At 67.6% G+C, this 25,442-nt stretch carries 22 protein-coding genes; 11 read left to right on the forward strand and 11 right to left on the reverse strand.

Annotated elements, in window-relative coordinates; all coding sequences use genetic code 11:
• Window positions 1-4: 4 nt before the first annotated feature.
• Window positions 5-916, forward strand: a complete 912-nt coding sequence (locus FOZ70_RS19335) for an alpha/beta fold hydrolase (protein WP_219706511.1) — start codon at window positions 5-7, stop codon at window positions 914-916.
• Here FOZ70_RS19335 and FOZ70_RS19340 read toward each other — a convergent pair.
• Entirely contained in the window at window positions 871-1,431 is a 561-nt protein-coding gene (locus tag FOZ70_RS19340) for a putative glycolipid-binding domain-containing protein (RefSeq protein WP_059622609.1), read from the reverse strand. The genes FOZ70_RS19335 and FOZ70_RS19340 overlap by 46 nt on opposite strands.
• A gap of 257 nt (window positions 1,432-1,688) precedes the next feature.
• Here FOZ70_RS19340 and FOZ70_RS19345 point away from each other — a divergent pair, with 257 nt between their 5' ends.
• The 4 genes from FOZ70_RS19345 (at window position 1,689) to FOZ70_RS19360 (ending at window position 8,618) form a co-directional block, all read left to right on the forward strand.
• Window positions 1,689-2,582: an urea transporter gene (locus tag FOZ70_RS19345; protein WP_219706513.1), complete on the forward strand. Its 894-nt coding sequence runs from the start codon at window positions 1,689-1,691 to the stop codon at window positions 2,580-2,582.
• Entirely contained in the window at window positions 2,557-3,333 is a 777-nt protein-coding gene (locus FOZ70_RS19350; RefSeq protein WP_027789355.1) for a class II aldolase/adducin family protein, read from the forward strand. Before FOZ70_RS19345 ends, FOZ70_RS19350 begins: the two co-directional genes overlap by 26 nt.
• Window positions 3,334-3,392: 59 nt before the next feature.
• On the forward strand, window positions 3,393-3,581 hold the full coding sequence (locus FOZ70_RS19355) for a 4-oxalocrotonate tautomerase (protein WP_048022618.1): 189 nt from the start codon (window positions 3,393-3,395) through the stop codon (window positions 3,579-3,581).
• 195 nt (window positions 3,582-3,776) lie between these two features.
• On the forward strand, window positions 3,777-8,618 hold the full coding sequence (locus tag FOZ70_RS19360) for an NAD-glutamate dehydrogenase (protein WP_059484029.1): 4,842 nt from the start codon (window positions 3,777-3,779) through the stop codon (window positions 8,616-8,618).
• An 89-nt stretch (window positions 8,619-8,707) separates the two neighbouring features.
• Here the strand turns inward: FOZ70_RS19360 and FOZ70_RS19365 are convergent, their stop codons facing one another.
• From FOZ70_RS19365 to FOZ70_RS19390, 6 genes are all read right to left on the reverse strand, one after another.
• Entirely contained in the window at window positions 8,708-9,568 is an 861-nt protein-coding gene (locus FOZ70_RS19365; protein ID WP_060277720.1) for a class I SAM-dependent methyltransferase, read from the reverse strand.
• Window positions 9,569-9,575: 7 nt separating this feature from the next.
• Window positions 9,576-9,926 (reverse strand): hypothetical protein, encoded by a 351-nt coding sequence (locus tag FOZ70_RS19370; RefSeq protein WP_021161489.1) that lies wholly within the window; start codon window positions 9,924-9,926, stop codon window positions 9,576-9,578.
• Between the two features lies 1 nt (window position 9,927).
• Window positions 9,928-10,104 (reverse strand): ribbon-helix-helix protein, CopG family, encoded by a 177-nt coding sequence (locus tag FOZ70_RS19375; RefSeq protein WP_021161490.1) that lies wholly within the window; start codon window positions 10,102-10,104, stop codon window positions 9,928-9,930.
• 87 nt (window positions 10,105-10,191) lie between these two features.
• Window positions 10,192-11,022 (reverse strand): arylamine N-acetyltransferase, encoded by an 831-nt coding sequence (locus FOZ70_RS19380; protein WP_048022621.1) that lies wholly within the window; start codon window positions 11,020-11,022, stop codon window positions 10,192-10,194.
• Window positions 11,023-11,142: 120 nt separating this feature from the next.
• The gene (locus FOZ70_RS19385) at window positions 11,143-11,829 is read right to left on the reverse strand and encodes a hypothetical protein (protein WP_027789362.1); all 687 of its coding nucleotides are present in this window, start codon (window positions 11,827-11,829) and stop codon (window positions 11,143-11,145) included.
• A gap of 623 nt (window positions 11,830-12,452) precedes the next feature.
• A complete protein-coding gene (locus FOZ70_RS19390) occupies window positions 12,453-13,937 on the reverse strand; it encodes an amidase (protein WP_060126379.1) in 1,485 nt (494 codons plus the stop codon).
• A gap of 368 nt (window positions 13,938-14,305) precedes the next feature.
• Between FOZ70_RS19390 and FOZ70_RS19395 the strand changes: the two genes are divergently transcribed.
• The 3 genes from FOZ70_RS19395 to FOZ70_RS19405 all read left to right on the forward strand — a co-directional run bounded on the left by FOZ70_RS19395 (window position 14,306) and on the right by FOZ70_RS19405 (window position 16,404).
• Window positions 14,306-14,740, forward strand: a complete 435-nt coding sequence (locus FOZ70_RS19395) for a universal stress protein (RefSeq protein WP_021161496.1) — start codon at window positions 14,306-14,308, stop codon at window positions 14,738-14,740.
• A gap of 639 nt (window positions 14,741-15,379) precedes the next feature.
• Window positions 15,380-15,628, forward strand: coding sequence for a hypothetical protein (locus tag FOZ70_RS19400; protein WP_021161497.1), 249 nt, complete (start codon window positions 15,380-15,382; stop codon window positions 15,626-15,628).
• Between the two features lie 302 nt (window positions 15,629-15,930).
• Entirely contained in the window at window positions 15,931-16,404 is a 474-nt protein-coding gene (locus FOZ70_RS19405) for a nuclear transport factor 2 family protein (RefSeq protein WP_048022623.1), read from the forward strand.
• A gap of 11 nt (window positions 16,405-16,415) precedes the next feature.
• Here FOZ70_RS19405 and FOZ70_RS19410 read toward each other — a convergent pair whose 3' ends face one another.
• Entirely contained in the window at window positions 16,416-17,171 is a 756-nt protein-coding gene (locus tag FOZ70_RS19410) for a BPL-N domain-containing protein (protein ID WP_219706515.1), read from the reverse strand.
• 602 nt (window positions 17,172-17,773) lie between these two features.
• Here FOZ70_RS19410 and acnB point away from each other — a divergent pair.
• Window positions 17,774-20,359, forward strand: a complete 2,586-nt coding sequence (acnB, locus tag FOZ70_RS19415) for a bifunctional aconitate hydratase 2/2-methylisocitrate dehydratase (RefSeq protein WP_042976365.1) — start codon at window positions 17,774-17,776, stop codon at window positions 20,357-20,359.
• Between the two features lie 124 nt (window positions 20,360-20,483).
• Here the strand turns inward: acnB and FOZ70_RS19420 are convergent, their stop codons facing one another.
• Complete coding sequence (locus FOZ70_RS19420) at window positions 20,484-20,897, reverse strand: PPC domain-containing DNA-binding protein (protein ID WP_059553645.1); 414 nt, start codon at window positions 20,895-20,897, stop codon at window positions 20,484-20,486.
• Window positions 20,898-21,214: 317 nt separating this feature from the next.
• On the opposite strand from FOZ70_RS19420, the gene FOZ70_RS19425 reads away from it, so the two are divergent.
• Both FOZ70_RS19425 and FOZ70_RS19430 read left to right on the forward strand, forming a co-directional pair.
• Window positions 21,215-22,117, forward strand: coding sequence for a hypothetical protein (locus tag FOZ70_RS19425; RefSeq protein WP_219706517.1), 903 nt, complete (start codon window positions 21,215-21,217; stop codon window positions 22,115-22,117).
• Between the two features lie 169 nt (window positions 22,118-22,286).
• Window positions 22,287-23,213 carry an ADP-ribosylglycohydrolase family protein gene (locus tag FOZ70_RS19430; protein WP_219706518.1) on the forward strand — a complete coding sequence of 309 codons (927 nt, stop codon included), beginning with the start codon at window positions 22,287-22,289 and terminating at the stop codon, window positions 23,211-23,213.
• A 119-nt stretch (window positions 23,214-23,332) separates the two neighbouring features.
• On the opposite strand, the gene FOZ70_RS19435 is transcribed toward FOZ70_RS19430, so the two are convergent.
• A complete protein-coding gene (locus tag FOZ70_RS19435) occupies window positions 23,333-23,881 on the reverse strand; it encodes a GNAT family N-acetyltransferase (protein WP_219706519.1) in 549 nt (182 codons plus the stop codon).
• A 138-nt stretch (window positions 23,882-24,019) separates the two neighbouring features.
• On the reverse strand, window positions 24,020-25,420 hold the full coding sequence (locus FOZ70_RS19440; RefSeq protein ID WP_219706520.1) for an MFS transporter: 1,401 nt from the start codon (window positions 25,418-25,420) through the stop codon (window positions 24,020-24,022).
• Window positions 25,421-25,442 lie beyond the last annotated feature (22 nt).

Here is a 25,442-nt window from a genome sequence, read left to right on the forward strand (position 1 = left end):
CGCCATGGCGCGCGCCCACGAGATGCTGACCGTCCAGTCCGGCGACGTGAAAATCGCCGTCTACGTGAGCGGGTCGCGTCGCGCCCCGCCGCTGATCCTCGTGCACGGCTACCCCGATTCGGCGGCCGTGTGGGCGCCGATCCGCGCGCGGCTCGCGAAGCGCTACCGCGTGATCGCGTACGACGTGCGCGGCGCCGGCGCGTCCGATGCACCGCGCCGCCGCGCCGACTACACGCTCGAACGGCTCGCCGGCGACCTGAAGGCCGTGGCCGACGCGACCTGCGGCGGCCGGCCGTTCCATCTCGTCGGCCACGACTGGGGCTCGATCCAGTGCTGGGAGGCCGTGACCGACCCCGCGTTCCGCGGCCGGATCGCATCGTACACGTCGATCTCGGGCCCCTGCCTCGATCACGTGTTCCGCGCGAAGATGCGGCTCAAGCAGAGCCTGAAGTCGTGGTACATCGCGTTCTTCCACCTGCCGGTCGTACCGTCGCTGGTGTGGCGGCTCGGCGGCGCGGCGCTGTGGCCGCGCTGGCTGCAGATCACCGAACGCGTGCGTGCCGAGCGCGATCCCGTGCAACTGAAGAATGCGCTGAACGGCATGCAGCTTTACCGCGCGAACTTCCTTGCGCGGGCGCGCAAACCGCGCGAACGGTATGCGCAGGCGCCGGTGCAGATCCTCGTGCCGGTGCGCGACCGCTACGTGACGCCCGAAATGTCGGTCGACCTCGACCGCTGGCTCGGCGACCACGTGCGCGAGGAAATCGACGGCAGCCACTGGGTCGTGCTGCGCCACCCCGACATCATCGCGTCGCGGATCGACCGCTTCGCGTCCGCGCAGGAGCGGCCGGCCATCGCGAACGCCGCGGTTCAACGGCCCGTCGGCGCAGGCAGGCGTCTGAACAGCGTCTCGTAGTCGATCACGAGCCCGTCTTCGTCGATGTCCATCTCGGCGGTGAAATTCCGGAAGATGCCTTCGTAGCGGTAGCGCCGGCCCGGCTCGATGCACGCGTAAGCCTGCTTGACCGGCGTGACCTTCAGGTCCGGCGTCGAGATGTACGCGACGTCGATCGGCCGCCGCTCGCCGCGCGCGAGCCCAAGGCGGCCGATCGGCAGCGCGTTCGTGAACGGCGTCGCCGCGATGTCGATGTCGATGCAGCCGTCGAGTTCGGGCAGCGCACGGCCCGCGCCGTCGCGCCAGTGGCCTTCGCCGTCGCCGCGCAGTTCGAGCGTGCCGCCGCCCATCACCTTCAACACCGCATACGTCACGCGCCAGTGCGCGTCGCACTCGACGCGATACGCGAGCCCGTACGCACGGCCGTACCGCTGGCCGACTACCGCGCTTTCGACGACGATCCCGCCGCCGCTCCGGTCGAACGTCAGATGTTCGACCCCGTCGCCTTCGAGCGACGCCCATCGCACTTCACGCATCGTTCCCCCCCTCCGGTTTCTCCGCTGCGGGACACTGTCGCACGAATCCGCCGACGAAAGCGCCGGCGGATGCCTGAATTCCCTCACCACGGAACGTTCGTCCCGAAAAACGCCATGCGGCACCCGCCTGGACACGGCCAACCACCCGCATTCCCCATTTCGGGGCAGCGCCGACAAATCCTGACTATCCAGAATTCCCTATTCCGGTGCATCGGATTGTGTCCTATGCTCGCGGCTCGTCCTGTTCCGCCGCCATCATGCCTACCGCCCGCTCCGCCTCGCCGTCGATCGACCTGCGCATCCTGTTGCGCGGCATCGGTCAGATCGTACTGCAGGCGAACGCGCTCACCGGCGCGCTGCTGCTCGCCGCGCTGGCGCTGACCGATCTGCGGCTGGCATGCGCGGCGCTGCTCGGCTCCGCCGCCGCCAGCATGACCGCCGTGCTGACGGGCGCCGTGCGCCACGACGTCGAACAGGGGCTGCACGGCTTCAACGGCGCGCTCGCCGCGCTGATCGCGGCGCTGTTCGCGCCCGCTTCCCTTGCAGCCGTCGCACTGGCGCCGCTAGCCGCGATCGGCGCGGCGCTCGTGCAGCGCGCGATGCGCACCCCGCTCGCCCGCTGGCGCCAGTGCCCGTATTCAAGCCCGTGCCTCGCCGTCACCGCGCTGTGGCTGCCGTTTGTCGCACCGCAACACGCGACCGATGCGACGGCCGGCATGGCACTGACGCCGTCGTCCGTCACCGACGCATTGCTGTCGGGAGTTGCGCAGACCACCTTCGCGCAAGGCGCATGGGCCGGCGCGCTGATCGTCGCGGGCCTCGCCGTCGCGTCGCGCCGCGCGGCCGCGTTCGCGTTCGGCGGCGCGATCGTGTCGACCGTGCTGCTGCTCATGCTCGGCGCGAACGGCGCGCCGCTCGCCGACGGCCTGCTCGGCTTCAACGGCACGCTCGCCGCACTGGCGCTGATGTCGCGCGGCCCGCGCGCGGCACTTGCAGCCGCCGCGCTCGCCGCGCTGATCCAGTGGCTCGCGATGCGCGCCGGCATCCCCGTGTTCACGGCGCCGTTCGCCCTTGCATCGTGGGTGACCGTAGCCGTCTCGCGCCGCCTCACCTTCGGAGAACCCGATGTCGTCATTCGCACACCGTCCTGATGCCGTGAAACCCGGCGGCCCGATCTCGGACGCCGAACGCCGGTTGCGCGTCGACCTCGCCGCCGCCTACCGGCTCGTCGCGCTGAACGGCTGGGACGACCTGATCTACACGCATCTTTCCGCGACCGTGCCCGGCGAGCCCGGCCACTTCCTGATCAATCCGTTCGGCCTGACGTTCGACGAGGTCCGCGCATCGAACCTCGTGAAGATCGACCTGGCCGGCAACCGGATCGGCGCCGGCGAGCACGCGGTCAACGTGACGGGCTTCGCGCTGCACGCGGCCGTGCATGCCGCCCGCGCCGACGCCGTCTGCGTGATGCATCTGCACAATACGGCCGGCATCGCCGTATCGATCCAGCGCGACGGGCTGCTGCCCGCGTCGCAGCACGCGCTGCGCTTCCACGGCGACCTCGCGTACCACGACTACGAGGCGCTCGCGTTCTCGCCGGCCGAAGGCGCGCGGCTGACCGCGAGCCTCGGCGCGAAATCCGCGATGCTGCTGCGCAACCACGGCACGCTGACGGTCGGCCGCACCGTCGCCGAAGCCTATGTGCTGATGGACACGCTGATCAAGGCCTGCGATATCCAGGTGCGCGCGCAGGCCGGCGGCGGGCCGCTCGTGCTGCCCGACCCGGCAGTGGCCGACCGCACCGCCGAACAACTGCGCGACGGCGGCGCGATCGAGGGCGAACTGGAATGGCCGGCGCTGCTGCGCCGGCTCGACCGGATCGATCCGTCGTATCGCGACTGACGCCGCATCCCTGGCCGCGATCGCGGCCGAACCCGACACACTCAACCGGAGCACTTGTCATGCCGACTTTCAATATCCAGCTCTTCGAAGGCCGCACCGTCGAACAGAAGCGCGAATTCGTCGAAGCAATCACGCGCGTCACGTGCGAAACGCTCGGCTGCGAGCCGGGCGCGGTCGACATCATCCTCACCGACGTGAGGAAGGAGAACTGGGCGACGGCCGGGAAGCTGTGGAGCGACGAGCGCTGAACGTCACCCCCGGCGATGCTTGAGCACCCGCCTGCATCGCACTGATTCATCCCCTGCGGCGCCCGCCCGGCGGCGCTGCAGGCGGCTTCCTTCTCCGCCTCCCGTTGTGCGCGCGCACATCGCATTGTCACGCGATCGGTGCATATAATGCGGCTCAGACGCAGCAGCCGATGGCCACCCGACGAGGAGACCGCCATGGAAGCGAAGAACGAGGAAGTCGTCGCACACCTGCTCTCGGACGTCGTCGAATTCGCGCGCGGGCGCCTGCCCGAAGCCACGTTCCGGATCGTCGAACCCTTCCTGCGTCATTACTACGATTTCGCCGATGCCGACGATCTGCAGAGCCGCAGCATCGCCGATCTCTACGGCGCCGCGATGGCGCACTGGCAGACCGCCCAGAAATTCGTGCCCGGCAGCGAACGGCTGCGCGTGTACAACCCGATCCTCGAACAGCACGGCTGGCATTCCGACCACACGGTCATCGAGATCGTCAACGACGACATGCCGTTCCTCGTCGATTCGGTGACGATGGCCGTCAACCGCCTCGGGCTCGCGCTGCATTCGGCACTGCACCCGGTGTTCCGCATCTGGCGCGGCGCCGATGGCGGCATCGAGCGCGTCGATGCGGGCGGCGCGACGCCCGGCGACGGGCAGTCGCAGCTCGCGTCGTTCATCCATTTCGAAGTCGATCGCTGCGGCGATGCCGCGCTGCTCAACACGTTGCGCAACGACATCGCGCACGTGCTCGGCGACGTGCGCGCATCGGTGGAAGACTGGCCGAAGATCGTCGACATCGCCCGCGCGACGATCAAGGAGATGAAGGCGCGCGAATCGACCGCGGAAGACATCGAGGCGCGCGCGTTCCTCGAATGGATGGCCGCCGATCACTTCACGTTCCTCGGCCAGCGCGACTACGCGCTTGTGTCCGACGGCACGGGCTTCGGGCTGCGCGGCATCGAGGGCACCGGCTTCGGCATCCTGCGCGAATCGCTGCGCACGTCCGGCGCCCCCGACGTCACGCCGCTGCCGCAGGCCGCCGCCGACATCATCACCGGCCCCTGGCCGATCTTCCTGACCAAGGCGAATTCGCGCGCGACCGTGCACCGGCCCGGCTATCTCGACTACGTCGGCGTGAAACTCGTCGGCGCCGACGGCAAGGTCGCCGGCGAGCGCCGCTTCATCGGGCTCTATACGTCGACCGCCTATTTCGGTTCGTATACCGAGATCCCGATCGTGCGCCGCAAGTGCGCGAACATCGTGCGGCGCGCGGGCTTCCTGCCGAAGGGCCATCTCGGCAAGTCGCTCGTGACGGTGCTCGAAACCTATCCGCGCGACGAACTGTTCCAGGCCGACGAAGACCAGCTCTACGACATCGCGCTCGGCGTCCTGCGGCTGCAGGAACACCAGCGCACGCGCCTGTTCGTGCGGCGCGACCGCTTCGACCGCTTCGTGTCGTGCCTCGTGTTCGTGCCGCGCGACAAGTACAACACCGACCTGCGCCGGCGCATCGCGAAGCTGCTCGTCGATGCGTACAACGGCGTGAACGTCGAATTCACGCCGCTGCTGTCGGAATCGGCGATCGCGCGCATTCATTTCGTCGTGCATGCGGAACCGGGCACGATGCCCGACGTCGACACGCGCGAGCTCGAAACGCGGCTCGTGCAGGTCACGCGCCGCTGGCAGGACGATCTCGCCGACGCGCTGCTCGACGCCTTCGGTGAAGAGCAAGGCAACCGGCTGCTGCAGCGTTATGCCGATTCGTTCCCGGCCGGCTACCGCGACGACTATCCGGCGCGCACGGCCGTGCGCGACATCGAGCTGATCGAGCGGGTGAAGGATTCGGGGCAGCTCGCGATGAACCTGTACCGGCCGATCGAGGCGGAAGCGCGTGCGTTCCGCTTCAAGGTCTATCGCGCGGGCGACCCGATCGCGCTGTCGCGCAGCCTGCCGATGCTCGAGCATCTCGGCGTGCGCGTGGACGAGGAGCGGCCGTACCGGATCCAGACGCAGGACGCCGCGCATGCGTGGGTGCACGACTTCGGCCTCGAGCTCGCGGACGACACCGAATTCGACATCGAGCGCGTGAAAGGCCTGTTCGAGGATGCGTTCGACCAGATCTGGAGCGGCCGGATCGAGAACGACGACTTCAACCGCCTCGTGCTGCGCGCCCATCTGAGTGCGCGCGAAGTGACGATCCTGCGCGCGTATGCGAAGTATCTGCGGCAAGTCGGCTCGACCTTCAGCGACGCGTATATCGAGCGCGCGCTGACCGGCAACCCGGCGATCGCACGGCAGCTCGTCGAGCTGTTCCTGCTGCGCTTCGACCCGGCCACCGGCGACACGCGCGACGTGCAGGCCGAGCGGCTGCTGAAGGCGATCGAAGGCGCGCTCGACCAGGTGCCGAACCTCGACGAAGACCGCATCCTGCGGCAGTTCCTCGGCGTGATCAACGCGACCGAGCGCACGAACTACTTCCTCGTCGACGCGAACGGCGAATCGAAACCGTACCTGTCGTTCAAGTTCAATCCGGCGAAGGTGCCCGGGCTGCCCGAACCGAAGCCGATGTTCGAGATCTGGGTGTACTCGCCGCGTGTCGAGGGCGTGCACCTGCGCGGCGGGCGCGTCGCGCGCGGCGGCCTGCGCTGGTCGGATCGCCGCGAGGATTTCCGCACCGAGGTGCTCGGGCTGATGAAGGCGCAGATGGTGAAGAACGTCGTGATCGTGCCGGTCGGCTCGAAAGGCGGCTTCGTCGTGAAGAACCCGCCGCCGCCGAGCGATCGCGAAGCGTGGATGCGCGAAGGCATCGCGTGTTACCAGACCTTCCTGCGCGGCCTGCTCGACCTGACCGACAACCTGGCCGGCAACGCGATCGTGCCGCCGCCCGACGTCGTGCGTCACGACCCCGACGATCCGTACCTGGTGGTCGCCGCCGACAAGGGCACGGCCACCTTCTCCGACTACGCGAACGCGATCTCGCACGAATACGGCTTCTGGCTTGACGACGCGTTCGCGTCCGGCGGCTCGGTCGGCTACGACCACAAGAAGATGGCGATCACCGCGCGCGGCGCGTGGGAATCGGTCAAGCGCCACTTCCGCGAGATGGGCATCGATACGCAGACGACCGACTTCACCGTGGTCGGCGTCGGAGACATGTCGGGCGACGTGTTCGGCAACGGGATGCTGCTGTCGCCGCATATCCGGCTCGTCGCCGCGTTCGATCACCGGCACGTGTTCCTCGACCCGAACCCCGATCCCGCGACGAGCTTCGCGGAGCGCGCACGCATGTTCGCGCTCGAACGCTCGAGCTGGGCCGACTACGATCCGGCCGCGATCTCGGCGGGCGGCGGTGTCTATCCGCGCACCGCGAAAACGATCCCGCTGTCGCCCGCCGTGCAGGCCGCGCTCGGCATCGACGCGCACGCGCTGCCGCCGGCCGAGCTGATCCGCGCGATCCTGCAGGCGCCGGTCGACCTGCTGTACAACGGCGGCATCGGCACCTACGTGAAGGCGGCGCGCGAAACCCACCTGCAAGTGGGCGACCGCGCGAACGACGCGGTGCGCGTGAACGGCGCGGACCTGCGCTGCAAGGTCGTCGGCGAAGGCGGCAACCTCGGCTGCACGCAATTTGGCCGGATCGAGTTCGCGCAGCGCGGCGGCCGCATCAACACAGACGCGATCGACAATTCAGCCGGCGTCGATTGTTCGGATCACGAAGTCAACATCAAGATCCTGCTCGGGCTCGTCGTGTCCGACGGCGAGATGACCGAGAAGCAGCGCAACGCGCTGCTCGCGGAGATGACCGACGAAGTCGGGCTGCTCGTGCTGCGCGACAACTACTACCAGACGCAGGCGCTGTCGATCGCCGGTCGTTATGCGGTCGAGCTGCTCGATGCCGAGGCGCGCCTGATGCGCTGGCTCGAACGCGCGGGCCGCCTGAACCGCGTGATCGAATTCCTGCCGACCGACGACGAAGTCGCCGAACGGCAAGCCGCGAAGCTCGGCCTCACGTCGCCGGAACGCGCGGTGCTGCTCGCGTACAGCAAGATGTGGCTGTACGACGCGCTGCTCGAATCCGACGTGCCCGAGGATCCGCTGGTTGCCGCGATGCTCGTCGACTACTTCCCCAAGCCGCTGCAGCAGCGCTTCAGCGAACCGATGCGCCGCCACCCGCTGCGCCGCGAGATCCTCGCGACGCATCTCACCAACGCGCTCGTGAACCGCGTCGGCTGCGCATTCGTGCACCGGCTGATGGAAGAAACCGACGCGAAGCCCGGCGACATCGTGCGGGCGTGCATCATGGCGCGCGACGTGTTCGACCTCGATGCGGTGTGGCGCGACATCGATGCGCTCGACAACCGCGTCGCCGACGACGTGCAGGCGCGCATGTTCGTCGACGTCGCGCGGCTGCTGGAGCGCGCGGCGCTGTGGTTCCTGCGGCATCTGCAATCCGGCGCGGTGGCCGACGGCGGCGTCGCCGAGCTGATCGCGCGCTGCCGCGACGCGGCCGAGCGGCTTGCGCCGCAACTGCCGTCGCTGTTGCCGGCCGACGACCTCGAAGCGCTGTCCGGGCGGCAGCGCGTGCTGGTCGAAGCGGGCGTCGACAGCGCGCTCGCGGTGCGCGTCGCGAGCGGCGACATCTCGGCCGCGCTGCTCGACATCGCCGAAGTGGCCGCGACCAGCAACCGCAGCCTCGAACTCGTCGCGGGCGTGTATTTCTCGCTCGGCACGCTGCTCAATTACAGCTGGATCGGCGAGCGCGCGGCGACGCTGCCGACCCCGACGCACTGGGACATGCTGGCGCGCGCGGCTGCGCTCGCGGAAGTCGCGCGCCTCAAGCGCACGCTCGCGGCGAGCGCGCTTGCGGAATCGCCGGATTCGACCACGCCGGAGACGATCGTCGGCGCGTGGCGCGCGCGCCGCGAAGCCGCGCTCGCACGCTACGAACACCTGCTCGCCGACTTGCGCGCGTCCGGCGGCGCAAGCCTCGCGGTGCTGCTCGTGGTCGTGCGGGAAATGGCCGTGCTCGAACGCGCGTGACCAGGCTGGCGGGCGCCCGGTGGACAAGCGTCGCCGGTTCCGCGTGACCGGAACCGGCTCGCTGCCGGCATGCTTGCGTACGCGCGAGGCTAGACCGTCGCGACCAGCAGTTCCTCCGCGTTGTTCGGCGGCCTGAGTCCGTCCGCACGATCCGCGAAATAGAGACGCGTCAGTTCGGCAGCCGCAACGTGCTCGGTCTTCGTGAAGCCGGCCTCCCGCGCGAGCGCCTGCATCTGTGCCGGCATGAAAAAGCTGATGAACGGCGTGCCGCTTGCGCGCGCGCCCTTCGCGGCCATTTCCAGCCCCGGACGCACGTCCGGATCCGCATTTTCCAGCGGCAGCAGGAACGTCATCGCGAGCGTCGAGCCCGGCGCGAGCGAGGCGACTTCGCGCAACGCCGCCGCGTTCGCCTCGCGCGTCAGGTACATGCTGACGCCGGTGGACACGACGACCGCAGGCTTGCCGGCATCGAAGCCCGCACCGACGAGCGCCGCGCGCCACGACTGTTTCGCCTCGAAATCGACCGGCACGAAACGCAGCCAGTCGGGCACGCCGAAGCCCAGCTCGACGAGGCGCCGTTGCTTCCAGCGCTGCGGCGCCGGCTGGTCGACTTCGAAGACGGTCACACGCGACGCCATGTCGGGCCGGCGCTGCACGAAGCTGTCGAGCCCTGCGCCGAGGATCACGTACTGGCTCACGCCGCGCGCGGCCTGCTCCACCACGAGATCCTCGATGAAGCGCGCCCGCGCGACGATCGACGCGCGAAACGGCCGCGTGAACTGCGGATCCATGTCACCGCGCTGCTGCCAGCCGGGCTCCGGTGCGAGCAATTGCCGCCCGACTTCGTCGGCGAGCACATGCGGCGGCGCATCGAGTTCGACGTGCAGCGCACGCCACAGCGCGACGCGCGCGGCGGTGCTGTCGGGCGCGCTTTCACGGGGTTCGGTCATGTCGGCCTCACGCGCCCTGCTGCCCTGGCGCCTGCAGGCGCCACACGCGACCGTCCGGATCGCGTACGGTCATGTCGCGCGTGCCCCAGTGCGTATCCTCGAACGGCGTAACGACGTCGACGATCGGCTGCGGCTGCACCGCCTGTTCATTCGGCACCTTGAGCACGACCTGCATGTCCGGCGTTTCGCCCGGCGGCACTTCGGCGATGAACAGGAAGGGGCCGTCGCCATGACGCAGCTGGCCCGAGTTGTGATCGGTTTCGAACTCCAGCGTAAAGCCCAGCGCCTGGAAAAACTTCGCCGACTTGCCCCAGTTGTGCGTCGTCAGGTATACGGCTTCGATTCGCTCGGATGACATGTCACTCCTCCTCGATGGACGGCCCCGCGCCCGGCTGCGGCGCGGCCAGGTACGCGCGCAATGCATCGGCCACCAGCGCGGACAGCGACTGCTCCGTTTCGATGGCGCGATGCTTGACCTGCCGGATCAGGCTCAGCGGCAGATACACGTTGAATTGCTTCACTTCTTCGTCGGTCATGATGGCTAGTATGCTAGCAATCTAGCAAAAATCAAGTGCGGATGCAGCCCATCTGCGCGGGCTGCGATCGGGTACCGTGAGCCCGCGTTACGTCGCAGCGCGCGCCGCCAGCCGCGCGAACAGCGCGTCGAGATCGAATCCCGTCGTATCGATGCCGATCGTGTCGCGCAGGCATGCGGCCCATGCGGCCGCATCGTCGAACGTGACGGACTGCCCGGCACCCGCCGCATCGCGGATCGTCAGCGTGGTGTTACGCAGCGCAGCGCGGCCGTCCGGCAGCACGCGGCATGCGATCAGGTTGTGCAGGAAGATCGATTCGGGATACGTCGACGTGAACCAGTTCGCGGCGTCGTAATCGATCCATTCGACCCGCTTCGACTGGAAGCGGTAGGTGGTCTGCCAGCCGTCGGGCGTCTCGAACTGCATGTCGAATTCACCGTCGACCGGCGCGGCGACGACGCGGAACGCGCCGTGCGGCGTCAGTTGCCGCTCGTCCGGCACGAACCGTAGCGGCGCGGTCAGCGTGGCGCTGCCGAAACCGATGTCGGCGAGCCAGGCCGCGCCGTCGAGATCGATGCGCAGCAGCATATGCGTATGCGCGGTGGCGACTTCCGGCGGCTGCATCCAGCGCACACGCGCGATCATCGGCGTCACGCGAAAGCCGATCGTCGTGAGCGCGGTGTAGAACAGCTTGTTGAGTTCGAAGCAGTAGCCGCCGCGGCGGCGTTCGATCACCTTGTCGACGATCGCGGGCAGGTCGAGCGCAACGCGCGCGCCGGTCAGCGGATTGAGGTTTTCGAACGGAATCGCTTGCGGGTGCAGCAGGTGCAGCCGGCGCAGCACATCGAGCGTCGGCGCGACCGGGCCGTCGTAGCCGATGCGGGAGAAATAGCGCGAGAGGTCGAACGAGTCAGTCATGAACCTGCACCGAAAAAAGGGACACGCCACGATAACATCGCGCGAAATCCCCATGTTGTGCGGGGCGATCTTCGCCGTCGCGCGCGATGCCGGCACTGCATCGCGCGGCCCCGCGCAACGTTACGGCAGCAGCTTCAGCGCGGACGACGCGACCGACGGCACCGAAATGCCCTGGCTCGTCGCGAACTGCACGGCCTGGCTGAGCGTCGCCGCGAGCGACTGCAGCTGGCCCGGCGCACTTTGCGCGATATATGACGCAGCCTGCATGTTCTGCGGGTTCAGGCCCGACTGCAACAGCGACGCCGCGCTCGTCGAGCCGAGATTGCCGAGCCCCGACTGCAGCTGCGAATACTGCGTGAGCCCCTGCCCGAGCGACGCGAGGCCGTTGCTGAACGCCTGCTTGTCGATCGGCCCGTGCGTCGCGCCGCCGCTCGCGAACGCCTGGCCGAGCGCCTGCGACACCGATTGCTGCGCGCCGCCCATCTGCGACAGCGCGGCCGGCGTCAGCGCGTCGCCGCCGGCCAGCTGGCTCGCGGCCTGCTGCGCCTGCCCGGCCGCGCCGGTCAGGCCCATCGCCGACGCGAGCGAAGACTGGCCGGTCAGCACCTGCTGGTTCGCGCCGACGTAAGCCTGCAGCAATTGGGAAACGCCGCCCTGCGCGGGTGCCGCCTGCTGCTGCCCGCCGCCGAGCAGCGACGCGCCGAGCGACTGCAGGTCGAGCTGCGCGTGCGCGGCGCCGCTTGCCAGGATGCCGAACGCGATGCCTGCCGAGGCCAGGTACCGGCCCGTCGCGCGAATGTGTTTCATGTGTGTTCCTCGTGCCGGAATGATCGAGGCCAATATTGTCGAAGCGCGCCGCGCGCCGCCGCAACGACTGAAACACATCGAAACGAAATCATGCGGTGCAGCGGCTTGCAATTCCGCGACCGGCGTACGCGCTCGAGCGGATTTGTCCCGGTTTGCCGCGCGATATCGAGCGTGTGCCGACATTCGTTCTCGACGCGCATCAATGGCGGCGAAAGTCGGCGTCTGCACGGTGACGCGGCCAGTGGCCTGCCAGCCGTCGCACGTCTTGAACCGCACGTCGGATTCAACATCGACCGGCGGCATGTGACGCGGAACGTACCGGGCCACATTAATCACATGACGCCGCGCCGTCGCGCACATGCGCCCGTGCCGGGATCAGTGTGATGCGCGCCGACGAACAGCACGGCGCGGCGTGACGCGGAACGTGCCGTGCCGCATCAATCACATGACGCCACACCGTCGCGCAAATGCGCCCGTGCCGGGATCAGCGTGATGCGCGCCGACGAACAGCACGGGCTCGGCGTGACATTCCCCGGCAACACGTTCGGAAACAAAAGCAAAACGAGCGGCTTGCCGCCGCCCGCTTGCCCCCCTCCGCAACCGGCTATCGCCCGGCCGCCGTATCACCCCGCCATCCACGCCGGCAGCCGCCCGTCCACCCATCCGGCCGCCTGCTCGTAACCGCGCGCGAGCTGCAACACGGCGAGATCGGCACGCGGACGCCCGATCAGTTGCATCCCCATCGGCAGCCCCGCGTCGTTGAAACCGACCGGCACGCTGATCACCGGGCAGCCGGCCAGCGTCCACGGCACGACCGTTTCCATCCAGCGGTGGTAGGTATCCATCGCGCGGCCCGCGATCTCCATCGGCCAGCGCTGGTCGACGTCGAACGGGAACACCTGCGCAGTCGGCGCCGCGATGAAGTCGTAGCGGTCGAAGAAGCTCAGCACGGCCTGATGCCACGCGGTGCGCTCGACGCTCGCCTCGAACACGGCCGCACCCTGCATCGCGAGCAGCCCTTCGACCTCGTAGATCGCCTCGGGCTTCAGCAACGCGCGCCGCGCCGGGTCGCGATAGTGCGCCAGCAGCCCGCCGCCGGACAACAAGTGCCGGTGCGCGAGCCACAGGCGCCAGATCCGGTCGGGCGCGAACGCCGGCAGTGCGGCATCGACGTCGCAGCCGATCTCGCGCAGCGTCGCCAGCCCCTGTTCACACAGCGCGAGCACACCGGCCTCGGTCGCGAGATAGCCGTTCCAGTCGCCGACCCACGCGATGCGCTTGCCGCGCAGGTCGGTGTCGAGCGGCTGCGCGAACACGGCCGGATCCTCCGCGAGCGACAGCGGATCGTTGCGGTCGTAGCCGGCCTGGATCGCGAGCAGCTGCGCGACGTCGCCCACCGTGCGGCCCATCGGCCCTTCGATGCCGAGCTGCTGCACGAACACGTCGACACCCGGCCAGCGCGGCACGCGCCCCTGCGACGGGCGGAAGCCGTAGATGTTGCAGAACGCGGCCGGATTGCGCAGCGAACCGCCGAAGTCGCTGCCGTCCGCGACCGGCAGCATCCGCGACGCGAGCGCCGCCGCCGTGCCGCCGCTGCTGCCGCCCGCGCTCTTCGTCAGGTCGTACGGGTTGCGCGTCGCGCCGTAGACTTCGTTGAACGTGTGCGAGCCGAGCCCGAATTCGGGCGTGTTGGTCTTGCCGATGAAGATCGCGCCGGCCGCGCGCATCCGCGCGACGCACACGGAATCGGCCTGCGGCACGTTTTCGCGGAAGATCGGCGAGCCGTAGGTCGTCCGCAGCCCCTTCGTCATCGCCAGATCCTTCGGCGCCTGCGGCATCCCGTGCATCCAGCCGTGGTACTCGCCACGCGCCAGCGCCGCATCCTTTTCCGCGGCTTCGGCGAGCAGCGCGTCGCGATCGCGCAGCGCGACGATCGCGTTGACCGCGCCGTTCACGCGCTCGACGTGATCGAGATACGCGCGCATCGTCTCGACGCACGACACGGCCTTGCCGCGGATCGCCGACGCGAGTTCGCCGGCCGACAGGCGCACGATTGGGTCGACGGGGATGGAAGCGGGAGCGAGAAGCTGCGGGGCGCCGTGCGGCATGCGGAGTCTCCTGGAATCGGAATGGAATGGCGGGCCGCATGGCGGCGGACGCCCCCGAAACGGCCGGGCGGGGGCCGCGCCGCGGCCGATGCACTACTCTACGCGACGCCGGATCGGCAACCTCCGATATTTTCCGCCGCGATTCATTGCGGTTCCGACTGAATCGGGGCGACGGGCCGCGCTTCGCACGCGCCGCCCGCGCGGATGAAATCGTTTATGCGCATAAACTTAAATTTCTTATATTTCTATCAGGTGCGTGACGAGACGGTGCGCGTTAACGACATTTTTACGCGGCCGCCCGTTCTCTTTAGATCGTTCGTCCCGGCCGCACGCTACGCTGGAATCATCTCGTTTCCTGGATAACGTTCATGCTCAAGCTGCTGGTTCCGGTCGGCCACTCGCCCCGCTCGCTTCAGGCGGTTCGCCACGCGACATTCCTGTATCGCGAACGGTGCGCGTCGGAAATCGTACTGATCAACGTACAGGCGCCGCTCGAATCGACGCGGCTCGAGGCCTACCATCCGCTGTCGCGGCTGCGTTCGATCGAGGAGAAGTTCGCGTCCGCCGACCTGGCCATGGCAGAGCGGATCCTGCAGGAAGCCGGCGTCAAGTACAGCGTCGTGATGAAGGTCGGCCCGGTGGCCGATACGATCGCCGCCGTGGCGGCCGAGACGGGGTGCGACGAGATCGTGGTCGCCGCGCCGCGGCACGATCCGTTACATGCGTTGATGTCGGTGTTCCGCCGCAGCGTGATGAGCCGGCTGGTGCGGATTACGAACGTGCCGGTCACGGCCGTGCAATGACGGCGATGACGCGCGGCAACGCGACGGCGGCCGTTCGCTGACGGACCGTGGGTTTGCAGCGAGCCGTGCGACACCGGTGTGCGTTACCGCGTTCCGCGTTACCGCCCACGCACGCACCGGCGTTCACGCCGCGCTTACTTGATGACCTTGCGCCAGAACACGAAATAGGCGGCTGCCGAAGACGCAACGAGCAGGATGGCCCACATCGGAGCGAGGCTGATCAGGACGGAAGAGACGTTAAGCATTTGGATTCCTCACTATTTCGACAGCGATGTTCAATTCGCACCTGCTTGCCGGAACCGATGCATTCCTCCGCGATCGCGTTCCGTCAAATCATGCGTTCATGCTATCGCTGTGAACGGCCGTCCGGCCGCCCCCTCCCGCCCGTCTCCTGACATTCGTCAAACTCGCGCGAATCGCGGGCCTGTCGCGCTGAAAACCGTCGCGCGAATGTCTCGCCGCCCGTCCGGTTTCGCCCGCCGGCCGCATGGAAACCTTGCCTTCGCTCCGCCCGCAACACGCGAAAAACGGGACACGATCACCCCGCCCGCCCTCGATTCAGCAGACGTTTACCGGGGGAACCCCCAAGTGCTTCGTCGAACGTGTCCGCGTTACGCTTGTGCGACGAGGAGACGAACCATGAGACGAGCCGTACATATCGCTGTTTTCGCGCTGCTGGCGTACCTCATCGGCGATCGCGCGATCCTGCATGCGCAGGGCCGCGACACCAGCCCGCTCGCATGCGAACAGGGCGCCGCGCAAGTGAAGGTCGACGCGCTCGGCCGCGGCTTCGGCGAAGCAGCGGCCAGCAGCCAGGGCGAGGCATTCATGTCGGGCTGCCTGGTGACGGGGCGCGGCAACCAGGACGTCGCACTGGCGAATCGCTGACGTGCATTCGCCGACGCTCCGGCCGGGCTCGGGTCGCGACGGCTGAACCGGAGGAGCCGCGCACGCCCTCATCCCTTCCCGCTTGTTTCGATCGATATCGCGACATGCCGCGACGCATGTCACGTTCAGGACGGCAGTCATGCCGAACGCGGCACGTGACCTGCATCGTCGCGTGGAAGACACGTCGACATCCGCTCGATCGGGGCATTCCTGCCGTATGGCATGCCCCGTCGATCAACCGGTCGAACGTCCGGCCACTCCGTCGAGACTCCGTTTCATCTGCAACGACACCCCACCCAACGATGAGCCATCCGCACACCGAGTTGATCCAGCGCTTCTACACGGCGTTCCAGCAGCGCGACATCGACGCGATGCTCGCCTGCTATGCCGATGACGTCGTCTTCAGCGATCCCGCGTTCGGCGAGCTGCGCGGCGACCTCGCACGCGACATGTGGCGCATGCTGGTCGCGCGTGCGCAGGACTTTTCCCTGACGTTCAGCGACGTCGCCGCGGATCAGCAGGCCGGGCGCGCCGAATGGATCGCCCATTACCGGTTCACCACGACCGGCCGGATGGTGGTCAACCGGATCGACGCGCGGTTCCGGTTTCGCGACGGGCGCATCGTCGAGCATCGCGACAGCTTCGACCTGTGGCGCTGGGCGCGTCAGGCGCTTGGACTGAAAGGCGCACTGCTCGGCTGGACGCCTTTCGTGCAACGCGCGATCCGCGCACAGGCGCGGAAGAACCTCGACGCGTATCGCGCGCGGCGGAATTAGCTCGCGCACCGTCATGGCTTCATCGTCGCGTTGATCAGGTCGTACGCCATGTCCGGCAGAACGCCGTCCGGATTCCGGAGACCGTACTCGCGATACCAGCTTTCGTCGGCTTCGGGATGCGGGCCGACGAGCCCGACACGCCCTTTGCCGTAGCGATAGGTCGCGGCTGCGATGTCGCGGTTCGGATAGATCGCCAGCACGGCCGCGCCGGGGGCGGCCGGGAGCATTGCGCCGTCCTGGAAGTAGATCCAGCGTTTTTTCCCGCGCCATACCACCGGCGTCACCGTGTCCGCGATACCGTGAAGCGTCGAGCGCGGCCGGTCGACCTCCGAGTCGATCTGGCCCGCGACCAGCCCGAAACCCGGGTCGCCCGCCAGGTAGGCGCCCATGCAGATGCCCAGATAGCGCCCGCCGTTCGACACGTAGTGCCGCACGGCCTCGATCGCGTCTTTCCCGATGCTGGCCGCCGCGCCGGGGATGTCCTGCCCGCCGCCGGGCTGGACATACAGCGCGGCGCCGGACAGGACGGCAGGCGTGATCCGGCGCTTTTCCGCCGGCCCGACGTAAAGCACCCGGAACTTGTGCTCCGATTCCCGCAGGCGCCTCGCAATCGTCTCGGGGCAACCGTCGCATGCGGCCGGGCCGCGATAGACCAGTGCGACGGGACGGCTGTCGAAGCCGCGCGTTTCGTCGTCGGCCGCCGCCGCATGAACGAGCGACGACGCGACGAGCGACAGGACAACGAAAATCGATTCTCTGGATCGCATGTTCCGGATTGACGGGACTCGAGGGTTCGCGGTCGGCCGTTCACGACGAAGCAACCGGCACGCGCCAATGCCGCCGTGTTTTGAAATCTCGCTGAAAGGCACGTGAAATACAGCGTAGGCGCCCGAAAGCGGTATGTGTGTACCGTTTCCTGTGTGCTTGTACAGAAATGTGCGCCGCCGGCTTCCGGGCTTCCGGGCTTCCGGGCTTCCGGAAGCGCCCCCGCGCGGGCCGCAGCCTCGGGCGCCCCTTGCCTGTTCACACGACAGCGGCCGGCGCCGCAACGCGGGCGACCCGGCGCGGACGGACGGCCCCGGATCACGGTCACGCACACCGCCGCCCCCGCTTCTCCCATCAACAGTCGGGACACCCGAGACACCTCGCCCGCAGGCATGCCCTGGCGAGCCGCCGAAGCACATCCGCAAACACCGGCTCCCCCGCCCCCCACACTTTCCCGCACCCCAACTCTCAACTCTTATATAAGACATAAGACATTTGACGTTACAGATCATTGAGATTAGAATCCCGCTCAAAGCAGTGCCTGGAACAGCCCCGGAGTGCCGGCAAGGCCTTCCCCTCAAACGCAATATCAGCAGGTCTCCCCATGCTTGAAAACTTTCGTGCTCACGTGGCCGCCCGCGCCGCGCTCGGTATTCCTCCCCTGCCGCTGACGGCTCAGCAGACCGCCGAACTGGTGGAACTGCTGACCAACCCGCCCGCCGGCGAAGAGCAGACGCTCGTCGACCTGATCACCCATCGCGTGCCCGCCGGCGTCGACGAAGCCGCCCGCGTGAAGGCCGGCTTCCTGGCCGCCGTGGCCAAGGGCGAGACCGCCTGCCCGCTGATCTCGCGCGAACGCGCGACCGAACTGCTCGGCACGATGCTGGGCGGCTACAACATCCAGCCGCTGATCGAGCTGCTGTCCGACGAGGCTGTCGCTGCCGTCGCCGCTGACGCACTGAAGAAAACCCTGCTGATGTTCGACCAGTTCCATGACGTCAAGGAACTCGCCGACAAGGGCAACGCGCACGCGAAGGCCGTGCTGCAAAGCTGGGCCGACGCCGAATGGTTCACGAGCCGTCCGGAAGTGCCGCAAAGCCTGACCATCACCGTGTTCAAGGTCACGGGCGAAACCAACACCGACGACCTGTCGCCGGCCCCGGACGCCACCACCCGCCCGGACATCCCGATGCACGCGCTGGCGATGCTGAAGAACGCACGCCCGGGCATCACGCCGGAAGAAGACGGCAAGCGCGGCCCGGTCAAGTTCATCGAATCGCTGAAGGAAAAGGGTCACCTGGTCGCCTACGTCGGCGACGTGGTCGGCACCGGCTCCTCGCGCAAGTCGGCCACCAACTCGGTGCTGTGGTTCACCGGCGAAGACATCCCGTTCGTGCCGAACAAGCGCTTCGGCGGCGTGTGCCTCGGCGGCAAGATCGCCCCGATCTTCTACAACACGATGGAAGACGCCGGCGCGCTGCCGATCGAGCTCGACGTGTCGCAGATGGAAATGGGCGACGTGGTCGAACTGCGCCCGTACGAAGGCAAGGCGCTGAAGGACGGCAAGGTCATCGCCGAATTCCAGGTGAAGTCGGACGTGCTGTTCGACGAAGTGCGCGCCGGCGGCCGCATTCCGCTGATCATCGGCCGCGGCCTGACCGCGAAGGCGCGTGAAGCGCTGGGCCTCGCGCCGTCGACGCTGTTCCGCCTGCCGCACCAGCCGGCCGACAGCGGCAAGGGCTTCTCGCTCGCGCAGAAGATGGTCGGCCGCGCATGCGGTCTGCCGGAAGGCCAGGGCGTGCGCCCGGGCACGTACTGCGAACCGAAGATGACCTCGGTCGGCTCGCAGGACACCACGGGCCCGATGACCCGCGACGAACTGAAGGATCTCGCCTGCCTCGGCTTCTCGGCCGACCTCGTGATGCAGTCGTTCTGCCATACCGCCGCATATCCGAAGCCGGTCGACGTGAAGACGCACCAGACGCTGCCGAACTTCATCAGCACGCGCGGCGGCATCGCGCTGCGCCCGGGCGACGGCGTGATCCACTCGTGGCTGAACCGCATGCTGCTGCCCGACACCGTCGGCACCGGCGGCGATTCGCACACGCGCTTCCCGATCGGCATCAGCTTCCCGGCAGGCTCGGGCCTGGTCGCGTTCGCGGCCGCCACCGGCACGATGCCGCTGGACATGCCGGAATCGGTGCTGGTCCGCTTCAAGGGCAAGATGCAGCCGGGCGTCACGCTGCGTGACCTCGTCAACGCGATCCCGCTGTACGCGATCAAGCAAGGCATGCTGACGGTCGCCAAGCAAGGCAAGAAGAACATCTTCTCGGGCCGCATCCTCGAAATCGAAGGCCTGCCCGACCTGAAGGTCGAGCAAGCGTTCGAGCTGTCGGATGCGTCGGCCGAGCGTTCGGCCGCCGGTTGCTCGGTGCGCCTGAACAAGGAACCGATCATCGAATACCTGAACAGCAACATCACGCTGCTGAAGTGGATGATCGCGCAGGGCTACCAGGATCCGCGCAGCCTGCAGCGCCGTATCGCGGCGATGGAACAGTGGCTGGCCGACCCGCAACTGCTGTCGCCGGATGCCGACGCCGAGTACGCGGCCGTCATCGAGATCGACCTCGCCGACATCCACGAGCCGATCGTCGCCTGCCCGAACGACCCGGACGACGTGAAGACGCTGTCGGACGTCGCCGGCGCCAAGATCGACGAAGTGTTCATCGGTTCGTGCATGACCAACATCGGTCACTTCCGCGCCGCGTCGAAGCTGCTCGAAGGCAAGCGCGACATTCCGGTCAAGCTGTGGGTCGCGCCGCCGACCAAGATGGACCAGAAGCAGCTGACGGAAGAAGGCCACTACGGCGTGTTCGGCACGGCCGGTGCGCGTACCGAAATGCCGGGCTGCTCGCTGTGCATGGGTAACCAGGCTCAGGTGCGCGAAGGCGCGACGGTCATGTCGACGTCGACCCGCAACTTCCCGAACCGTCTCGGCAAGAACACGAACGTGTATCTCGGCTCGGCGGAACTGGCGGCCATCTGCTCGCGCCTGGGCAAGATCCCGACCAAGGAAGAGTACATGGCCGACATGGGCGTGCTCACCGCCAATGGCGACAAGATCTACCAGTACATGAACTTCGACCAGATCGAAGACTTCAAGGAAGTGGCCGACACCGTGCAGGTGTAAGCACGTAGTCGGGCTGCGGCGGGTGGTCGACGTCGCAGCGCACTGGAAGGCGCCGCGGGCCGAAAGGCCGCGGCGCTTTTTTATGCGGCGAGAAAAGGACGCAGCGATCGATGCATAGTCGCATTCATAGGGTGTCGCCGCCCGGCTCGCGACGGATCACCAGTTCGTTGAAGCCGGTGCCCGCGTCGGGCTCGCGCGAGAAGCGATGCGCGGGCAGCAGCGCGAGCAGGATCTCGGCCGTCGTGCGCACCACACAGCCGCTCGCAACATGGCCGCCCGTCACGCGGCCGGCCGCATCGGAAATCGACATATGCAGGTGCGCGCCGTCCGGCGACACCGAGCCGGCCAGCGTCAGGATTTCGAGGTCGCCGCGCAGCTCGGTCGGCTGATCGACGCCGGCGAAGCGCAACTGCGCGACGCTCAGGCTGCCGATGCCCTGGATCACGAAGGCCGCACGCGCTTCATGCTGGTGTAGCGCTGCCTCGATGGCGCCGCGCAGATCGTCGCCGGGGGAAAGACGCAAAGGATGGGCTTGCATGGTCGAGAACCTGTGGGTCGATCGCGGTATCGACCCAGCGTACGTTCGTCCCGTGAATCCGGCAAGTCATCCGCGCTCGATAATCCCGCGCGTCGGTGTCTTCCCGGCGTCGTTTCATCCGATGTCGTTCGACCCCGGGCCAACCGCGCATACGGGCCCCTGCCGCATGGTTTCGCACCGGCCGCAGCGCATCGGTCTTGTTTTCCGTGTGAAACACACACGCGTCCGTCTGAGAACCGCCCCTAACGTATGCAAGAATCAGTTCCTCGAGGAAATCCCTGCTTTATCGCCCCCCCCTTCACCGAACGCCCCGTCGAATGCCCGAATGCCCGAATACGTATGAGCGGTTCCACACCCCGAGCGACGACATTGCCGCGCGGGAAGTCGCGGCGATGAGCGACGAGGAGCGTGCGCGCGCCAGGTCGGCGGGGACCGTGCATGTCCGAAGCTGGCTCGCCATTCTGATGCTGCCGGTCGTAGTCGGGCCTGTGATCCCTGTGCTCGCGTATTTGCTGGGTATGCTGGCTTACCACGGAACGGTCGATCCGACCTTCGACATGGATCGTGCGGTGGACGGAACAGCCGTCACCATCATATGGGTCACGGCGCTCTTCATCGCGGCGTGGATCGGCCTGAACTGGTGCGTCGCGACGTACGGCACCCGACAGCGGTACTGGCGCGAAATGCCGTCCAACGGACATGTCGAATTGGAGCGCCATACGCTATGCTCGGCAATCGTCGTGTGGTCGGACGACTACGATCCGGAACCCCTCTACGTCGACGAATGGATCGACGGCAAGCTCAAATCCAGCAGGACCCGACTCAGGCAGTGGATCCTGGCCCGAACGTCCGTCGGTCATTGGCTGGTGCTGGATCATCGAATTGCGGCAGACAATTGGTACGCGCCGCCAACGTTCCCGTCGGAGACGAAACGATTGATCCCGCGGCGAGAATTGGCAATCGCATTTGCGCCACGCACCCATGTCCGCATCGGATTGAGATGGAGTGGACCGGCGGCGCCATTGGCCGTGACATCCTATCTGCTGGCTCGCGCCGAATGTGAGCGTCTGTCTGCGGCGGCTCACCACCATGCTTTTTTTCCGCCGGACCAATATGGCGTCGTCGACCCCGCCGATGCAGACTGGGTCGGGGAACTCGCCGCCAAGGCACTGGAGCGCGAAGTGCCTGTCGACGTGCCGGCCGGGCGAGCGTTGACGTAATCGTCGCGGGTCGTTTCAACGACGACTGCGGCCGCCACCGCGCGCAGGCGCCCGGCGAACAGTCCGATAAATACGTCAATTGGCGGCGACGGCATAATGACGGGGTTCGACTCAAGGTCTTGTGCATGGTCTTCCGCGACGCAAGCCGCCCCAACCCGAATTCCTTTCGATGACACCGATTCCGAACCGACGATCCCGCCTGCGCGGCGGCCTGCTTGGTCTGCTGATTGGCGACGCGCTCGGCGTGCCGTACGAATTCCACGACGCCGCTTCGATTCCGCCCCCTGCCGCGATCGACATGACCCCGCCGCCGGGCTTCGCCCGCGCGCACGACGGCGTACCGCCCGGCACCTGGAGCGACGACGGTGCGCAGGCGCTCGCGCTGCTCGACGCACTGCTGCGCGAGCGCGACCTGGATCTCGATACGTTCGCCGGCAACCTGCTGGACTGGTTTCATCGCGGCGCATTCACACCGGACGGCCGCGTATTCGACGTCGGCCTGCAGACGCAACGCGCATTCCATGCGCTGGCGGCCGGCGCCGCGCCCGCATCGGCCGGGCCCCGCGACGAGCGCGACAACGGCAACGGCTCGCTGATGCGCTGCTTCCCCGTCGTGATGGTCGCCGCGTCCTATGACGACGCAATCCGGCTCGCGCACAAGCAGAGCGTCGTCACGCATGGGCACGTGCGTTCGCAGCTTTGCTGCGCGCTCTATTGCCTGACGGCGCTGGGGATCGTCGATGGCCAGCCCGCGCCCGATGCGGTGCGCGCAGCCGAGGACGAACTGCTCGCGCGCTACGAAGGCACGGCCGACGAAATCGAACTGAAGATCGTGCTCGACGGCCGCCTCGACGCGCCGCAAGGATCGGGTTACGTGGTAGACAGCTTCTGGTCGTCGATCCATTGCCTGTTGTCGACGCGCAGCTACGAGGACTGCGTGAAGCGCGCGATCGCGCTCGGCAACGACACGGATACGACGGCAGCCATCGCCGGCGGCCTCGCCGGCGTGCTGTACGGCGAACGGGCGTTGCCCGACCGATGGGTCGCGACGCTGCGCGGGAAAGACAAGGTCGAGGGCTGGCTCGCACAGTTGTGAATACAACCTCATCGGCCGGCCGTCGATTCGAACCTGGCGGGCCGAGCCCGATTGCGCCATGCAATTGCATCAACGCATGCGCGATCGTCTCCGCCGCGAAATAGACCGCCGCCGCAGCATCAGCCGCGATCGCTCGCCAGCAACCCGTACAGCGCGCTGTCCGACACTTCGTCACCGACGATCCAGCGTTCGCGCAGCAACCCTTCCCGCGCGAAGCCGAGCCGTTCGAGCAGCCGCGCCGACGCGACGTTGCGCGGATCGATATCGGCTTCGATCCGGTTCAGCCGCAGCGTGCCGAACGCGTGATCGATCACGGCCGACGCCGCCTCGCGCATGTAGCCGCCGCGCCAGTACCGGCGCCGCAGGCTGAAGCCGATCTCCGCACGCCGGCATTGCTCGTTCGCATGGAACAGCACGCATTCGCCGAGTGCTTCGCCGGTTTCCCGCAGTTCGAGCACGCAGATCAGGTTCTGCCCGCTCGCGGACGTGTTCAGGTTGCGCGTGACGCGCTCGACGGCCTGTTCGATGTGCGTCATCGGCGAGAACGAGAAATAGCGCATCGCTTCCGCATCCGACCAGATCTCGAAGAAGGCGTGCGCGTCGGCTTCGCGCAGCGGCCGCAGGACGAGGCGGGATGTTTCCAGCGTGACGGGTTCGAACAGGGGCATGACGACACTCGATCGAAAAACGGGAGCGTGAATTAGAACACGCAAGCCTCGAGTCGGCCATGCCAACGTCGCCGCGAAAAACAAAAAGCCCGGGCATCGCCCGGGCCTGCGCACGTCATCTGTTACCGCCGGCCGCGCTTACGCTTCGAGCGCTTCGAGCACCTTCCCCTTCGTCTCGATCCCGACGAAGTGCACGGTCACCGCCGCGATCAGCGGCACGATGCCGATCAGGTAGAACGCCGGCGCGAGATTCCCGCCGATGATCGCGTGCGGCACCACCATCGGCGCGACGAACGACGCGATCTTCAGCCACGCGCTGCCGAGCCCGCAGCCCGACGCGCGGATGCTCGTCGGATACTGCTCCGGCGTATAGACGTACGCGGTGATGAACCCCGACGCCATCAACCCGAGCGACAGCGAGCAGAAGATCGAGACGACATACACCGACGACGCGTGACAGACACCCGCGAACGCCAGCGACAGCGCGCACAGCACGAACGACCACACGATCACCGGCTTGCGGCCGAGCTTGTCGACGAGCAGCGCCGACGCCAGCGACCCGAGCACGCCCATCACCGAGCCGATCACCGCGAGGTTCAGCGCGAGCTGCAGCGGCGCGTGATAGAAGTTCTTGTAGATCGTCGGCAGCCACGTCGACAGCCCGTACTGGATGAACCCGCAGGTCGCCCACAACGTCGCCACCGCGAGCGTGCGCTTGCGATACGCGGCGCTGAACAGGTCGCTCATCCGGCGCTTCGGGTGCTGGCGCACCATCTCGTCGAACGCGGCCACCTGCGTGACGGGCGGCAGTTCGCCGCGCACCGACGCTTCGAACGCGCTCGTCGCCCGCCCGGCTTCCGCGAGCCGCCCGCGCGACGCGAGCCAGCGCGGCGATTCCGGCACGAGGCGCGTCAGCACGAGCGACAGGATCAGCGGCAGCCCGCCGACGAAGTACATGATCTCCCAGCCGAAGCGCGGCACGAGCCACGCGCCGAGTGCCATCGACACGAGCAGGCCGATCGGGAACACGATCTCGTACAGCAGCACGAAGCGGCCGCGGCCATGTGCGCGCGTGATCTCGTTGATGTACGTCGCGGCGACCGGCAGCTCGCCGCCCAGCCCCAGGCCCTGCAGGATCCGCAGCACCACGAAGATCTCGAACGTCGGCGCGAAGCCGCACGCGATGCTCGTGATGCCGATCACGGCCGAGCTCCACGCGATCGCCTTCACGCGGCCGTGCTTCTCCGCCAGCGCGGGAAACAGGAACGCACCGATCAGCTGGCCGATCGCGCCGGACGCGATCAGCAGGCCGATCTGGGTCGGCGACAGCCCCCATTTGTGAATCAGCAGCGGCAGCGTGGCCGCGATCGTGATCACGTCGAAGCCGTCGAAGAACGTCGCAGTGCCGATCAGCACGCGGGCGCGGATCTGCATTGCGTTGGCCGGAAGCCGCTCGAGCCGCGCGATGATCGCGCCGGGCGTGGAGGCGGCAGCTTCCATCGTGGCGCGACCGGCCACGACATTGTCGAAAGTGCTCATGCGGGGGATCTCCTGGGTTTCG

The sequence above is a fragment of the Burkholderia sp. COPS genome, from assembly GCF_019425585.1.
GTDB lineage: Bacteria > Pseudomonadota > Gammaproteobacteria > Burkholderiales > Burkholderiaceae > Burkholderia > Burkholderia cepacia.